Source organism: Streptomyces chrestomyceticus JCM 4735, from assembly GCF_003865135.1.
Lineage (GTDB): Bacteria > Actinomycetota > Actinomycetes > Streptomycetales > Streptomycetaceae > Streptomyces > Streptomyces chrestomyceticus.
In genome coordinates this window covers 7,366,064-7,380,516 of sequence record NZ_BHZC01000001.1, presented here as the reverse complement: position 1 = coordinate 7,380,516, position 14,453 = coordinate 7,366,064, and the positions used below count along the sequence as shown (strand labels likewise).

General features: G+C 73.9%; 10 protein-coding genes. 3 read left to right on the top strand and 7 right to left on the bottom strand.

The window, feature by feature from the left end:
* Positions 1-69 precede the first annotated feature (69 nt).
* The 3 genes from EJG53_RS32290 to EJG53_RS32280 form a co-directional block, all read right to left on the bottom strand.
* A complete protein-coding gene (locus EJG53_RS32290) occupies positions 70-2,298 on the bottom strand; it encodes a tetratricopeptide repeat protein (protein ID WP_371858751.1) in 2,229 nt (742 codons plus the stop codon).
* A gap of 172 nt (positions 2,299-2,470) precedes the next feature.
* Positions 2,471-3,097 carry an NUDIX domain-containing protein gene (locus EJG53_RS32285; protein ID WP_125047900.1) on the bottom strand — a complete coding sequence of 209 codons (627 nt, stop codon included), beginning with the start codon at positions 3,095-3,097 and terminating at the stop codon, positions 2,471-2,473.
* A 126-nt stretch (positions 3,098-3,223) separates the two neighbouring features.
* Positions 3,224-4,903 carry a CTP synthase gene (locus EJG53_RS32280; RefSeq protein WP_125047899.1) on the bottom strand — a complete coding sequence of 560 codons (1,680 nt, stop codon included), beginning with the start codon at positions 4,901-4,903 and terminating at the stop codon, positions 3,224-3,226.
* Positions 4,904-5,339: 436 nt separating this feature from the next.
* On the opposite strand from EJG53_RS32280, the gene EJG53_RS32275 reads away from it, so the two are divergent.
* The gene (locus tag EJG53_RS32275) at positions 5,340-7,151 is read left to right on the top strand and encodes a glycoside hydrolase family 15 protein (protein ID WP_125049736.1); all 1,812 of its coding nucleotides are present in this window, start codon (positions 5,340-5,342) and stop codon (positions 7,149-7,151) included.
* 85 nt (positions 7,152-7,236) lie between these two features.
* On the opposite strand, the gene EJG53_RS32270 is transcribed toward EJG53_RS32275, so the two are convergent.
* Entirely contained in the window at positions 7,237-8,403 is a 1,167-nt protein-coding gene (locus EJG53_RS32270) for a beta-1,3-glucanase family protein (RefSeq protein ID WP_125047898.1), read from the bottom strand.
* Positions 8,400-9,365 carry a glycoside hydrolase family 16 protein gene (locus EJG53_RS32265; protein ID WP_125047897.1) on the bottom strand — a complete coding sequence of 322 codons (966 nt, stop codon included), beginning with the start codon at positions 9,363-9,365 and terminating at the stop codon, positions 8,400-8,402. The genes EJG53_RS32270 and EJG53_RS32265 overlap by 4 nt, the downstream gene beginning before the upstream one ends.
* Positions 9,366-9,538: 173 nt before the next feature.
* Here EJG53_RS32265 and EJG53_RS32260 point away from each other — a divergent pair, with 173 nt between their 5' ends.
* Positions 9,539-10,600 carry a LacI family DNA-binding transcriptional regulator gene (locus EJG53_RS32260; protein WP_125047896.1) on the top strand — a complete coding sequence of 354 codons (1,062 nt, stop codon included), beginning with the start codon at positions 9,539-9,541 and terminating at the stop codon, positions 10,598-10,600.
* Positions 10,601-10,683: 83 nt separating this feature from the next.
* Positions 10,684-12,309, top strand: a complete 1,626-nt coding sequence (locus tag EJG53_RS32255; RefSeq protein ID WP_125047895.1) for a PucR family transcriptional regulator — start codon at positions 10,684-10,686, stop codon at positions 12,307-12,309.
* A gap of 64 nt (positions 12,310-12,373) precedes the next feature.
* Here EJG53_RS32255 and EJG53_RS32250 read toward each other — a convergent pair whose 3' ends face one another.
* Positions 12,374-13,051 carry a LysE family translocator gene (locus tag EJG53_RS32250; protein ID WP_125047894.1) on the bottom strand — a complete coding sequence of 226 codons (678 nt, stop codon included), beginning with the start codon at positions 13,049-13,051 and terminating at the stop codon, positions 12,374-12,376.
* Between the two features lie 156 nt (positions 13,052-13,207).
* Positions 13,208-14,350 carry a glycosyltransferase family 4 protein gene (locus EJG53_RS32245; protein ID WP_125047893.1) on the bottom strand — a complete coding sequence of 381 codons (1,143 nt, stop codon included), beginning with the start codon at positions 14,348-14,350 and terminating at the stop codon, positions 13,208-13,210.
* Positions 14,351-14,453 lie beyond the last annotated feature (103 nt).

Sequence of the window (14,453 nt, the reverse complement as noted above, 5' to 3'; positions counted from 1 at the left end):
TTAAGGATTCCGAGTTGTCTAGCCTTGCAAAGCATCTGTTACTGAGAGGAACACCACCGATTTCGTAGGTCACTGTGGGTGATCTGAGAGGAGACGTTCCCCCAGACCCCGGTGCAGCCTTGCGGCTGCCGGGTCGCCGAGCCGGTCGAGGGTGTCCGCGATCCGCAACTGGAGCGCCGCCTCCAGCCGCCCGTCCTTGGCCTCGGCGGCCAGCGCGAGGGCCGCGGTGCAGGTCCGCAGCGACTCCTCGGGGCGGCCCGCGTACTCCTGCACCCGCGCCGCCTCGCCGAGCGCCCGCGCCTGACCCGCCACGTCGCCGAGCCGCCGGTACGCGCCGTAGGCGGCCCGCCACTCCTTGAGGGCCTCGCCCCACCGCGCCGCATACGTCAGCACCGCGCCGATCCGGCCGTGCAGCCGGGCCCCGTCCGCGTTCTCGCCGCGGGTCATCCGCAGTTCCAGCGCCCGCCCGTACCAGTCGGCGGCCCGCTGCCAGTCCCCCAGCTCCGTGTACGTACCGCCCAGCGACTCCAGCGCCCGTACGGTCGCGATGGGGTCCCTGACCTCGCGTGCCGCGGTCAGCGCGCCCCGGTAACGGGCCATCGCGTCCGCGGTCCGCCCGGCCTGCGCGTCCAGGTCGCCGAGGTTGAGCAGCGCCGCGGCCCGCTCCCGCGCCAGGCCGCGCCGCTCGGCGACCTCCAGGACCAGGCCGTGCAGCCCGTAGAGGTCGGGCGCGGCGGCCTCGGCGCCCTGGTGGGCGATCAGGGTGCGCACGATCGCGGCCATCAGCCGCCGGTCCAGGGTGTCCAGCTCGCCTTCCTCGACGGCGATCCGGGCCGCCTCCAGCAGGGCGGGCCGGCGGCTGCGCAACCAGGCGGCGGCGGAGGCGGCGGACGCGAAGCGCAGCGAGCGCGGCAGGCCGGCCACCTTCTGCCGGGCCGGTGACCCGGCGGGTTCGCCGAGGGCCCGGCAGGACTGGAGCAGCCGTACGGTGCGTTCCAGCATCCGGGCCCGGGCGAGCTGGATCTCGGCGGGCCGTTCCTTCTCGTGCAGCGCGGCGCGGACGAGCTGGACCAGGCAGCCGGGCATCCGGTACTGCGCCTGGAGGCCGGCGCTCCCGGCGGCCGGGGCCCCGGGCCCGGACGGCTGCGGTTCCGCGTCCTCCACCGGCCGCAGCAGCCCCCGGGCGGCGAAGTCCTGGAGCGCCGCCTCGGCCGCGGCGACCGAGCAGCCGGCCAGGGCGGAGGCGATGTGCGCGTCCACCAGTCCGGCCGGGGCGAGGGTGAGCAGCCGCAGGGTGCGGGCGGCGACCGGCGGCAGGGTGGCGTAGACGAGGCGGAAGGCGCGGGCCATGGGGCGGCCGCCGGCCGGTTCGTCGGCCTGCTCGGGTACGTCCCGCAGCGCCTGGAGGAGGTCGGCGACGGAGTTCTTGGGGTGCCCGGCGAGCCAGCCGCCCGCCAGGACGAGCGCGGCGGGACGGCCGCCGCACTCCTCGGCGACGGCGTCGGCGGAGCGCGGGTCGACGGTGATGCGGGTGGGCCCCGCGTACCGGCTGAGCAGTTCGACGGCGGACGCGTTGTCCAGGCCGCCCAGGGTGCAGGGCCGTACGTCGGTGATGCCGGTGAGCGGGCCTTCGGAGACGGCGACGACGAGGCAGCCGGCGGCGTCCGGCAGCAGCGGTTCGACCTGCTCGGCACCGGCCGCGTCGTCCAGCAGGAGCAGGGCGCGGCGTTCGGCGAGGGCGGCGCGCAGCGCCTCGGTCAGCTCGTCTTCGGCGGCGCCGGGCTTGACCGGGGCGCCGAGCGCGGTGAGCAGGTCGCGGGCGACGAGGTCGAGGGGTACGGGGCCACCGCCCGGGGTGCTCAGGGTGGCGCGCAGGACACCGTCGGGGTAGTCGTCGGCGAGCTGCCGGGCCAGTTCGGCGGCGAGGGCGCTGCGGCCGGAGCCGGGACGCCCGGCGATCAGCAGGACGCGGCTGCGGGCGCCCCGGCGGCCGGAGAGGGTGTCCAGGCCCGTACGGGCGATGTCGGCGCGGAGGGACTTCAGTTCGCGGCGGCGGCCGATGAAGCCGCCGGCCGCGGTGGCGGCGGGCGGCACGGTCCGGCGGGCGGCGGGCCTGCGGCTGCCCGGTCCGGCCGCGGCGGTGCCCCCGGCCGTACCCCGGCCGGGGGCGGCGCGGTCGGCGGCGGAGTCCACGGCCGTGCCGTCCGGGTCCGGTCCCGGCCGCTGCCGTGCCGCCGTCGCGGGCCCGCCCGCCTTCCCCGGCGGGACGCGTCCCCCGCCCACCGCCTGATCCGCCACGGGTCACGCTCCCGTCCACCTGCGCTTACGAGCCCGCCGCGGTCGCGGACGGGAACGCCGTCGAGCGTAGTTCACGGCCCGTCACACGCCCGGTGGAGCGCGACGGTTGAGTCACCCGTCCGGATCAGCACATCATCGGACCGCGGGCGCGTACGGGCCGGAACGGCGGCGCTCAGGCTTCGAACGGGCGGGCCGGCCACGGCGCGTCGGCCGGGCGCAGCGCGTCCAGTCCGTCACCCGCGCGGGCGGCGGCCAGCGCGAGCACGCCGACCACCAGGCAGTTGTTGTGCAGTTCGCCGGCGAGCGCGCCGCGTACCAGGTCGGCGACCGGTACCCGCGCCAGCTCCATGTCGGCCTCCTCCTCGGAGACTTCGAAGCGCTCGCCCTCGGCCTCGGACAGATCGCGGGCCAGGAAGATCCGTACGGCCTCGTCGCAGCCGCCGGGGGTGGTGTAGACGTCCGCCAGCACCCGCCAGTCCTCGGCCTTGACGTGGGCCTCCTCGTACAGCTCGCGCTGGACGGCGTGCAGCGGGTTCTCGCCGGGGACGTCCAGCAGTCCGGCCGGGACCTCCCAGAGCTTGTGCCGCACGGGGTGGCGGTACTGACGCAGGACCAGTACCCGGTCCTCCTCGTCGAGCGCGACGACGGCCACCGAGCCGGGGTGGACCTGGTAGTCGCGGGTGGCCGTGGAGCCGTCCGGCATGACGACCTCGTCCGTACGCATGCTGGTCTTCTTGCCGGTGAACGGCGTCGCGGTGGCGGTGACCCGCCACGCTTCCGGGCTGTCCTGGATGGCCATGTACGTCCTTCCGCAAAGCAGTCGACCGGGGCACCCGGCCGTGAAAGGCCAGGTACCCCGGTCAACCGTACCCAACGGCGGCCGATCCCCCACGTGCCTCACGCGAGGGGCCGGCCGCCGGCGGGATCAGCCCTTGGCGCCCTTCTTGGCACCGGCGGCGGCGCCGGTCTTGCGCTCGACGGCCGCCTTCACCAGGCCCGCGAAGAGCGGGTGCGGGCGGGTCGGGCGGGAGCGCAGCTCCGGGTGCGCCTGGGTGGCGACCAGGTAGGGGTGCACCTCGCGCGGGTACTCGACGTACTCGACCAGCTTGTTGTCCGGGGAGGTGCCGGAGAACAGCAGGCCGGCCTTCTTCTCCAGCTCACCGCGGTAGGCGTTGTTGACCTCGTAGCGGTGGCGGTGGCGCTCCTCGACGTACGGCTGGTCGTCGTAGACCTCGCGCACGATCGAGCCCTCGGCCAGCTTGGCCGGGTACATGCCCAGCCGCATGGTGCCGCCCATGTCGCCCTCGCCGGCGACGATGTCCATCTGCTCGGCCATGGTGGAGATGACCGGGTCGGCGGCGGCCGGGTCGAACTCGGTGGAGTTCGCGCCCTCGATGCCGGCCAGGTTGCGGGCCGCCTCGATGACCACGCACTGCAGGCCCAGGCAGAGGCCGAGCAGCGGCAGCTTGTTCTCGCGGGCGTAGGTGATGGCGCCGACCTTGCCGTCCACGCCGCGGTCGCCGAAGCCGCCGGGGACGCAGACCGCGTCGCAGTCGGCGAGCTGCTGCCTGGCCCCGGCCGGGGTCTTGCAGTCGTCGGAGGTGACCCACTTGATCTTGACGCGGGCCTTGTTGGCGAAGCCGCCGGCGCGCAGCGCCTCGGTGACCGACAGGTAGGCGTCGGGCAGGTCGATGTACTTGCCGACCAGCGCGACCTTCACCTCGTGGTCCGGGTTGTGCACCCGGTCCAGCAGGTCGGCCCAGACGGTCCAGTCCACGTCGCGGAACGGCAGGTCCAGCTTGCGCACGACGTACGCGTCCAGGCCCTCGGCGTGCACGACCTTGGGGATGTCGTAGATGGACGGGGCGTCCGGGCAGGCGATGACGGCGGCCTCGTCCACGTCGCACATCAGCGAGATCTTGCGCTTGATGGCGGTGGGCACCTCGCGGTCGGCGCGCAGCACGATGGCGTCCGGCTGGATGCCGATGTTGCGCAGCGCCGCGACCGAGTGCTGGGTCGGCTTGGTCTTCAGCTCGCCGGAGGGGCCGATGTAGGGCAGCAGCGAGATGTGCACGACGAAGACGTTGTCGCGGCCGACCTCGTGGCGGACCTGCCGGACGGTCTCCAGGAACGGCAGCGACTCGATGTCGCCGACCGTGCCGCCGACCTCGGTGATGACGACGTCGACGTCCTCGTGGGCCAGCCGGCGGATGCGGTGCTTGATCTCGTTGGTGATGTGCGGGATGACCTGCACGGTGTCGCCCAGGTACTCGCCGCGCCGCTCCTTGGCGATCACGGTGTTGTAGACCTGGCCGGTGGTGACGTTCGCGGAGCCGTCGAGGTCGACGTCCAGGAAGCGCTCGTAGTGGCCGATGTCCAGGTCGGTCTCGGCGCCGTCGTTGGTGACGAACACCTCACCGTGCTGGAACGGGTTCATGGTGCCGGGGTCGACGTTCAGGTACGGGTCGAGCTTCTGCATCGTGACCCGCAGGCCCCGCGCCTTGAGCAGCGCGCCCAGGCTGGAGGCGGTCAGGCCCTTGCCGAGCGAGGAGGCGACGCCCCCGGTGACGAAGAGGTGCTTGGTCGTCGAAGATTTGGGCGGCATGGCCAAGAGGGGGCTCCCGTGGTCGCGTGGTGAAGAGGTGCGAATCAGCCACGCCCTGCGGTTTTCAGGGGTGCCTTCGCTGCGGTCGGGGGTGCCTGCGACTCGGCGCCGGGCCCCTCGGTCCACGGGGTACCAGGCTATCAGCGACCGGGCATGGTCGCGCCCGGCCACGCTCACGGCGCACACGTACGGCCCTCTCCCGCGGGGCGCGCGGCGCCGCGCGTGACCCAGGCCACCCGTTCGGCGCAGTGCTGTCTCACCGCAGCGGCAAGCGGATCACTGCCGTGCGTCGTATCCTGCTCGGACACTCGCCACGGGCCGTCCGGCAAGGCACCACCCCCGCCCGATTTCCGGACTCGCTGCTCGGCGGAGTTTCATGGGCAGGACGGACAAGATCACACGTCCCATGGGGGGCGTCACTCCAGTTCGACGGGAGATGCACGTGGCCGGGCGCATCGAGGACTACGCACTCATCGGCGATATGCAGACCGCCGCTCTTGTGTGCCGGGACGGCACGGTGGATTGGCTGTGCCTGCCCCGCTTCGACTCACCCGCGGTCTTCGCAGGACTGCTGGGCACGGAAGAAAACGGTTTCTGGCGGCTGGGGCCCGCGCACAGCCCCGAAGGCGGGCCACTGCCCGCCGACCGACGCCGCTACCGGGGCGACTCGCTCGTCCTGGAGTCCGAGTGGGACACCCCACGCGGCACCGTGCGCGTCATCGACTTCATGCCGCCGCGCGAGGACGCGACACCGCAGCTCATCCGGATCGTGGAGGGCGTCAGCGGGCGGGTGCCGATGCGTTCGGCGCTGCGCATGCGGTTCTCCTACGGCTGGGTGGTGCCATGGGTCCACAAGATCGACGAGCGTACGGTCGCCGTCGCCGGGCCCGACTCGGTGTGGCTGGACACGGACGCCGAGACCTACGGCAAGGACCTGACGACCTACGCGGACTTCACGGTCGGCCCGGGCGAGCGGATCGCCTTCACGATCAGTTGGCAGCCCTCGCACAGCCGCCCGCCGCACGTGCCGGAGCCGGAGGCGGCGCTGGAGGCCACCGAGGACTTCTGGCGCGAGTGGGTCGACCACTGCACGTACCACGGCCCGTACCGGGACGCGGTGGTCCGCTCGCTGATCACGCTGAAGGCGCTCACGTACGCGCCGACCGGCGGCATCGTCGCGGCGCCCACCACCTCGCTGCCCGAGGACATCGGCGGCTCCCGCAACTGGGACTACCGCTTCACCTGGCTGCGCGACGCGGCGATCACCCTGTCCTCGCTGCTGCGCACCGGCTACCGCGAGGAGGCCCGCGCCTGGCGCGAGTGGCTGCTGCGCGCGGTGGCCGGCGACCCGGAGAACCTGCAGATCATGTACGGGATCGCGGGCGAGCGGGAGCTGGGCGAGAACGAGCTGACCTGGCTGACCGGCTACGAGAACTCGCGGCCGGTCCGGGTCGGCAACGGCGCCGCCGGACAGCTCCAGCTCGACGTGTACGGCGAGGTCACCGAGGCGCTGCACCTGGCGCACAACACCGGCCTGGCCCGCAACGACTACGCCTCGCTGCTCCAGCTCAAGCTGATCCAGTGGGTGGAGAAGCACTGGGACGAGCCGGACGAGGGCATCTGGGAGGTGCGCGGCCCGCGCCGCCACTTCGTGCACTCCAAGGTGATGACCTGGGTCGCGGTGGACCGCACGATCAAGCTGATCGAGTCCGGTGACGTGGACGGCCCGCTGGACCGCTGGAAGCAACTGCGCGAGACGATCCACCGGGAGGTGTGCGAGAAGGGTTACGACAAGGAGCGCAACACCTTCACGCAGTCCTACGGCTCCAAGGAGCTGGACGCCTCGCTGCTGCTGATCCCGCAGATGGGCTTCCTGCCGCCGGACGACAAGCGGGTGATCGGCACCATCGAGGCCATCCAGCGCGAGCTGGGCACCGAGGACGGCTTCATCCTGCGCTACCCGACCTCGGGCGACGACGCGGGCGTGGACGGCCTGGAGGGCGACGAGGGCGCGTTCCTGGCGTGCTCGTTCTGGCTGGCCGACGACCTGGCGATGATCGGGCGGGTCGAGGAGGCCCGGATCCTGTTCGAGAAGCTGCTGGCGCTCCGCAACGACCTGGGCCTGCTGGCCGAGGAGTGGGACTCCCGGCTCCAGCGCCAGGTGGGCAACTTCCCGCAGGCGTTCAGCCACGTCCCGCTGATCGACACGGCGCTGCGGCTGACGGCCAGCGGCGCGTACGGCGGCTGACGCAGGACACGGACGGCCGAGGGGCCACGGCAGCGGTGCCGTGGCCCCTCGGCCTGTTTCCGGGCGTCTGGCGCTTCCGGGGGGCTCAGAAGGCCGTCAGCGTGAGGGTCATCTCGCGCGGCGCGCCGTCCTCGATGTACGAGGCGAAGTTGGCCACGTCGTCGAAGGCGAAACCGTACGCCTTGCCGTCGGCGGCCTCGGCGTGCAGGACGCGCGCGTAGTGGTTGGCGAGCTGTCCCTTGTAGAAGGTGCCCGCGTCGGTGGTGGGCTGGGCCGCGTGGTCGGCGAGGGTGGCGCGGTTGAGGGCGGCGCCGAGGACCGCGGCGACGGGGCCCCGCAGTCCGTCGTTGGGGGCCTGCAAGGTGCCGTGGCAGAAGAGCACGTCGCGGGTGGAGGGCTTGGCGATGGAGAACTGGGCGGGGCCGTGGAAAGTGAACTGGCCGCCGCTGACCCGGCCGGTGAAGGTGCCCCTGTTGGTCGTGACCTTCAGGTCCTTGGACGTGTACGCGTTCCAGGAACGGTCGATGTACGGCGCGAGGTAGTTCCGGTCGAACAGTCCGGCGTCCAGGCCGTGGCTGGGGGCGATGACGCGCTTGTCGCCGACGACGAGCTTGCCGAAGCCCGGCGTACGGCCGATCTCGGAGAAGATGCGGGAGCGGGCACCGGCCTTGAGGGCCCCGGCCGTCTGGTCCCGGGCACCGACGAGGCGGATGGACATCGGGACGCTGAACATGTCGACCGACGTGGTGTTGCAGTGCATGCCGGCCCCGTCGTACGTGAACTCCGCGCAATCGTGCACGATCGGGTAGTTGGGGTCGCCGGACACCCAGCCCGCGGGGTAGGCCAGCGCGGGGTTGCCGTTGCCGTCCTTCACGGCCTTGAACTTGAGCTTGGAGCCGAGCGACGCGTAGATACGGCCGGACATCTTCGGGATGCGCAGGGTGGTGCTGCCGTTCGCGGCGAGCGGCATGGCGTAGTCGGTGAAGCCGTCCGGGCGGTTGTCGCCGAGGGATATGGGCTTGATGTCACCTTGGGGAGTGACCCGTACCTGCTGGCCGCCGACGTTGCCGACGATGTAGATCCAGACAGCCGAATTGGCGTAGCGGCCCGTGCGGTTGACGACGTGCAGCGGCAGTCCGGCCGCGGTGGCGCCGGCCGGCGCGGCACCGGCGGTACGGGCGAGCAGGCCCGCGCCGGCTCCGGCGGCGGCGGTCGCGGCGATGCCGCCGATCAGGGTGCGACGGGAGATCATGCGGTGGCTCCTTGCTGTACGGAGACGGACACGTGGTCGACGAGGAGTGAGGCGCCGGGGCGTGTCGCGTCGGTGGGGGTGGCCCGGCCCGCGACGGCGTCGGGGAAGGCGCCGCCCATCGCGAGGTTGATCAGGAGGAAGTGGCCGTGGTGGGTTGCTCTGGCCCAGGTCGCGGCGTCCATCTGGGCGGAGCTGACGGTGTGGAAACGCTGCCCGTCGACGGACCAGTGGAGGTACTCGGTCGATCCGGTGCGGTCCAGTTCCAGGGCGTAGGTGTGGAAACCGGCCTGGCAGGCGGCGCCGGGGCAGACGCGGGAATTGCCGATGCCCTGCGCCTCGTTGCAGGGGCCGCCGGGGTTGACGCCGCAGTGCAGCACGCCCCAGACGCGGTTGGCGCCGTTGACGTTCTCCATGATGTCGAACTCGCCGATGCCGGGCCAGTTCCAGTAGTTGCCGCGGAACTCCGCGCCGAGCGTCCAGAACGCGGGCCAGTAACCGAGCGCCGCGTCGCCGGAGATGTCCGGCATCTGGACGCGCGCCTCGATGCGCAGCTTGCCGCGGGCCGGGGCGGCGAAGTCGGTACGGCGGGTCTCAATGCGGCCCGAGGTCCAGTTGGCGCCGTTCTTGAGGGCGGTGATCTTCAGGTGGCCCGCGCCGTCGAGCTTGAGGTTCTCGGGGCGGTCGGTGTAGGTCTGGCGCTCGCCGGTGCCCCAGTTGGCGGGGCCGCCCGGGTAGCCCTTGCCGGTGTCGATGATCCAGTCGTTGGCGGACGGGCGGGAACCCGCCGCGCCGTTGAAGTCGGTGCGCCACACTTCCTTGTACGCGGCGGCCGGTGCGCCGGCCGAAGCGGTGGGCAGGGCGGGTGGCCAGGCGAGGACGAGGGCGAAGGCGGCGCCGAGCGCGCCGAGCAGTGCCGCGGTTCTGGCCCGGGCCCGCTTCCGTACCGGTATTTTCATGTTCATGACATAGCTCCTCGGCGACGTGGGGTGATGAGGAGTTCCGTGTTCACGCGCGGCCTGAGACAATGTGAGAGCGCTCTCATGCCGCGTTGGGGCACACAGTGCCGACTTCCCGCCGAGCCGTCAAGGCTTGGCATGGACCAACGAGTTGGCCCGAATTCAGCTACGGGGGTTGAATGGTGCATGCAGCAAAAGGTGGGCGTCCGACGCTGGAAGCGGTCGCCGCACGGGCCGGCGTCTCGCGCGCCACGGTCTCCCGCGTGGTCAACGGCGGCGCCGGGGTCCGCGGCGAGGTACGGGACCGGGTCCGGCGCGCGGTCGCCGACCTCGGCTACGTACCGAACAGCGCGGCCCGCTCCCTGGTGACCCGCCGCACCGGCGCGGTCGCCGTGGTGATCGCCGAACCGGAGTCCCGGATCTTCGCCGACCCGTTCTTCGGCCGCCAACTGCGCGGCATCAGCCGGGAACTGTCGGCCGCCGACATCCAGCTCCTGCTGCTCCTCCAGGAGACCCGCGCCGACTGCGACCGCGTCGGCCGCTACCTGGCCGCCGGACACGCCGACGGCGTCCTGATGTTCTCGCTGCACCGCGACGACCCGCTGCCCGCGATGGCCGAGGCGTCCGGCCTGCCCACCGTCTACGGCGGCCGCCCCGGCTGGGCGGACACCGGAGACGGTCCGGGCCCGCTGTACGTCGACACCGACAACCGCGACGGCGCCCGGCAGGCGGTACGCCACCTCCGTGACCGCGGCCGCCGCCGGATCGCCGTGATCACCGGGCCGCTCGACCAGACCTCCGCCCAGGACCGCCTGGACGGCTACCGCGACGCGCTGGCCCCCGCCGAAGCCGACCCCCGGCTGATCGCCGACGGCGGCTTCACCGCCCAGGGCGGCGAGCGCGCCATGGCCCGGCTGCTGGCCGCCGCGCCGGACCTGGACGGCGTCTTCGTCTGCTCCGACCTGATGGCCTCCGGAGCGCTGCGGACCCTGCGGGCACACGGCCGCCGGGTGCCGGAGGACGTCGGTGTGGTGGGGTACGACGACCTGGACCCCGCGGCGTGGACGGACCCGCCGCTGACCACGGTGCGCCAGGACGTGGAGGAGATGGGCCGGCTGATGGCACGGCTGCTGCTGCGGCGGATGGCGGCGGACGGGGGTAGCCCGGTCGGGTCGGGTGAGCCGGTAGAGCCGGCTCCGGTGGTCACGCCCGCGCGGTTGGTGGTCAGGGAGTCGGGGTGAGGGGCGGGACGGAGGCCGATCCCTAGGGGCGGCGCCCCGTCCCGGTACGTCCGGATAGCGGACTGCGGGTAGCGTTCCCCGCCATGGGGCCGGAAGCGGAAGTCGAAGCGGTGATCACGGTACGCAGGGCGCTGGAGCTGCCCGCGCTGCGGCGCGGGCTGCCCGAGGTGCTGGCGGGCGAGGACCGTCTCGACCGCGCCGTCCGCTGGGTGCACGCGGGCGAGGTGCCGCACATCGCCTCCCTGCTCAAGGGCGGCGAGCTGCTGCTGACCACCGGCCTCGGGCTGGGCACCCGCCCCTCCGAGCAGCGCGCCTTCGTCCGCGAGCTGGCCGACCGGGAGATCGCCGCCCTCGTCGTGGAGCTGGGCTCCCGCTTCGAGGCGCTGCCGTCCGCCGTCGTCGACAGCGCGCGAGCCTGCGGCCTGCCGCTGGTGCAACTGCACCGCGAGGTCCCGTACGTCACCGTCACCGAAGAGATCCACACCGAGCTGGTCAACAGCCACTACCTGCTGCTGCGGCAGGCCGACGAACTCCTGCGCAGTTGTACGGACGTGCTGCTGCGCGGCGGCGGCGCCCCCGAGGTGCTACGGCGGCTGGCCGCCTTCACCGGCAACCCGCTCTGCCTGGAGGCACCCGACGGCAGCCCCCTGTACGCGGCGGGCCCGGACGACGGCGGGGCCGCGGACGCCGATCCCCTCCAAGCGTGGGAGGGGCTGCGGGAGACCGGGCTGCGGGTGGACGTGCCCGGCGGCGGGCCCGGCCCCGACGCCGTACGCGCCCGCCTGGTCCTGCTGCCCGTCAACGCGCCCGTAGCGCCGGTGCACCGGATCGCCGCCGAGCGCGCCGCCGACCTGCTCGCCGTCGTGATGCTCCAGTCCCGGCAGGAGGAGGTGCTGGCCGCGCGCGGCCGCGGTGACTTCCTGGCCGATCTGGCGGAGGGCCGGATCACCGCGGGCGAGGCCCCGGCGCAGGCCCGTCTGCTGGGGTTCCGGCCGGGCGGCGAACCGATCCTTCCCGTGGTCATGCGGCTGCCCGCCCAACTGCCCGCGCCGGGCAGTTGGGCCGTGCTGGCCCGCGCTTTGCGGGAGGAGCTGGCCGCGCTGGGCGTGCCCGTCCTGCTGGGCGTACGTCCCGTGGAGGGCCGGGTGCCGCTGCTCGTCGCGCTGCGCGCGGGCCAGGACCGTACGGCCGTCGCCGACCGGGTGGCCGAGGCCCTGCGTACGGGCGTCGAACGGGCCGGGGCGGACTCCCCGGCGGCGCGGCGCCCGGTGGTCGTGGTCGGTACGGCGGGCGACTGGCCGGCTGCGGGCCCCGGGCTGCGGCACGCGACGGAGGCTGCCGCCGCCGCGCAGGGCCTGCCGGAGCAGCCCTGGCACGACGCGCGCCGGCTGGACATCGAGCTGCTGCTGTGGCGGATGCGCGAACACGGCGAACAGGGCGTGCTGACGGACTTCGTGGACCGTGCCGTCGGCCCGCTGCTCGTCCACGACCGGTCCGCCCGCCAGCCGCTGCTGCCGACCCTGGAGGCGTACCTGGCCAGCGCGGGCCGCAAGGCGGAGACGGCACGCGACCTGAACGTCAACCGGCAGACGCTCTACGACCGGCTGGCCCGCATCGCCCAGTTGCTGGGCACCGATCTGGACGACCCGCAGACGGTCCTCGGGCTGCGGCTGGCTCTACGGGCCAGGAGGCATACGGAACGGGGGTGAGGGCGCCCCCAAGGGGAGCCTTTGAGGGGCCCCCAGGACTGTGCGCCCTCAGGACGGTGCCCGCTCACGCCCGCAGCGTCTCGACTGCCGTGCCGACGCCCAGGGCCAGCAGGACGCCGCCGGTACCGCGCTCCAGATTGCGGTGCACCCGGGGCCGCCGCAGCCAGCGGAGCAGCCGCCCGGCGCCCACCGCCACCAGCAGCAGCCAGCCCGCCGCGATCACCGCGTCGATCACGCCGAAGAGCAGGGTCACTCCCAGCACCGAGTGGTCCCGGGGCAGGAATTGGGGGACGACCGCGACGAAGAAGATGCCGACCTTGGGGTTGAGCAGGCAACTGTAGAGGCCCTGCCGGAACGCGTGCGCCGACCGGACCACCGTGGTGTCCGAGGCATCCGTGGGGCCTGTCATGTCCTTGCCGCCGCCCTCCCCCACCGGGCCCGCGGCATCGGCGGCCACCCTCCGGTACGTCCACAGGGCCTGGGCGCCCAGGAAGACCAGATAGGCCGCGCCCACCATCCGTACGGCCATGAAGGCGGCGTCCCAGCGTTGCAGCGCGGCCGCCAGGCCCGCCGCGGCGGCGACGGCCCAGGCCAGCGAGCCCGCGGCGGAGCCGAGCGCGGAGGCGGCCCCGGCGCGTCTGCCGCCGCGCAGGCAGTTGCGGAGCACCAGCAGGGTGTCCGGCCCGGGGGCCATCGTCACCAGCAGGGCGAAGAGCGCGAAGCCGAGAAGCGCAGCCGTCACAGCGGCCTCCTGTCGTACGGGGTGTGCCTGGTCGCGGGCGAGATGAAGATCGCGCGGGGTGCCGGGCGACTCTACCCACCGCCGGCCTGCGGGGGCGCCCCGGTTTCCGGAGCCCGACCCCTGGCGGCCCGGCCCGCGGCAGTCCGGCCCGGCCGCTCAGCACTCCCGCCGCTGCATCAGCTCGTCGTACACGCTCAGCACCTGTGCGACCGTGGCGTCCTCGGTCGGCCAGCCCGCGGCCTGCGCGCGTCCGGCGGCGGCGAGCGTGTCCCGGCGGGCAGGGTCGGCCAGCAGGCCCAGGACGGTACGGGCGAGGGCCGCCGCGTCGCCGTACGGGACCAGTTCGGCGGCGTGGCCGACCAGTTCGCGGGTGCCGCCGACATCGGTGGCCACCAGCGGGACGCCGGCCCGCAGCGCCTCCTGGGCGATCAGCGAGCGGGCCTCCCAGCGGCTGGGCAGCACCAGGAGGTCGGCGGCGGCGAGGAGTTCGGGCACGTCGTCGCGGCGGCCGAGCAGACGTACCGGCAGTTGCCCGGCGTCGATACGCCGCTGGAGCGTCTCGCGCTGCCCGCCCTCCCCCGCCACCGCGACCATCGGCTGCGGGTCCAGGGCGCACCAGGCGTGCGCCGCGTCCAGCAGGACGTCGTGCCCCTGGTGCGTCTCCAGGCGGCCGACGACGAGGATCAAGGGGCGGTCCACGGCGCCCAGTTCGGCGCGCTGCTTGTGGGCGGGGCGGTCCTCCGCCGTCAGCGGGCGGCCGCCCGTCCGGGGCGCAGGGATGGCGACGGGGGCCAGGCGCGCGTCCCGGGCGCCGCGTTCGCGTGCCCGGTCCACCAGGTCCGAGCACGCGCCCAGGACGACCGCGGCGGCCCGCGCCACCCGGCGTTCCAGCAGTTGGACCAGGCGGGCGCGCGGCCCGTCCGTGTGCGCCTTGGTGTGCCAGGTGACCACGAGGGGGACGCGGCGGCCCCGCGGGCCCTGGAGGGCCAACGCGGCGTGCAGGCCCGCCCGCAGGCCGTGCGCGTGCACGAGGTCGGCGTCCCCGCAGGCGGCCCGCAGCGACGTCACGCCGGCCGGGTCGGCGCGCGGCGGTACCGGTACGAACCGCGCGCCCGCGTCCGTGTAGTCGTACGTGTCCTCGGCGTCGGGCGGGGCGCACACCGTCACCCGGACCCCGCGCGCCACCAGTCCGGCGGCCAGCGACCGCACATGGGCGGCGCTGCCCGCGCTGCCACGGCCCAGCACCTGGACCGTGCGCAGCGGCGACGGTCCGTGCGGCGGGGCCGGGGTGCTGGTCACGTGGGCGGGGCTCCTGGGGTCGGTGGCGGGCCGGGCGGCGCGCCGCGGCGGCCGGCTCCGCCCGGGGCAGGCCCCGGTACGGGGGCGCGGTCGCGCAGCTCTA

Excerpts from the sequence above, each read along its gene's own strand:
- EJG53_RS32285 (WP_125047900.1), bottom strand. The coding sequence starts at position 3,097 with ATGGCCATCCAGGACAGCCCGGAAGCGTGGCGGGTCACCGCCACCGCG.
- EJG53_RS32280 (WP_125047899.1), bottom strand. The coding sequence starts at position 4,903 with ATGCCGCCCAAATCTTCGACGACCAAGCACCTCTTCGTCACCGGGGGC.
- EJG53_RS32275 (WP_125049736.1), top strand. The coding sequence starts at position 5,340 with ATGCACGTGGCCGGGCGCATCGAGGACTACGCACTCATCGGCGATATG.
- EJG53_RS32270 (WP_125047898.1), bottom strand. The coding sequence starts at position 8,403 with ATGATCTCCCGTCGCACCCTGATCGGCGGCATCGCCGCGACCGCCGCC.
- EJG53_RS32265 (WP_125047897.1), bottom strand. The coding sequence starts at position 9,365 with ATGAACATGAAAATACCGGTACGGAAGCGGGCCCGGGCCAGAACCGCG.
- EJG53_RS32260 (WP_125047896.1), top strand. The coding sequence starts at position 9,539 with ATGGTGCATGCAGCAAAAGGTGGGCGTCCGACGCTGGAAGCGGTCGCC.
- EJG53_RS32255 (WP_125047895.1), top strand. The coding sequence starts at position 10,684 with ATGGGGCCGGAAGCGGAAGTCGAAGCGGTGATCACGGTACGCAGGGCG.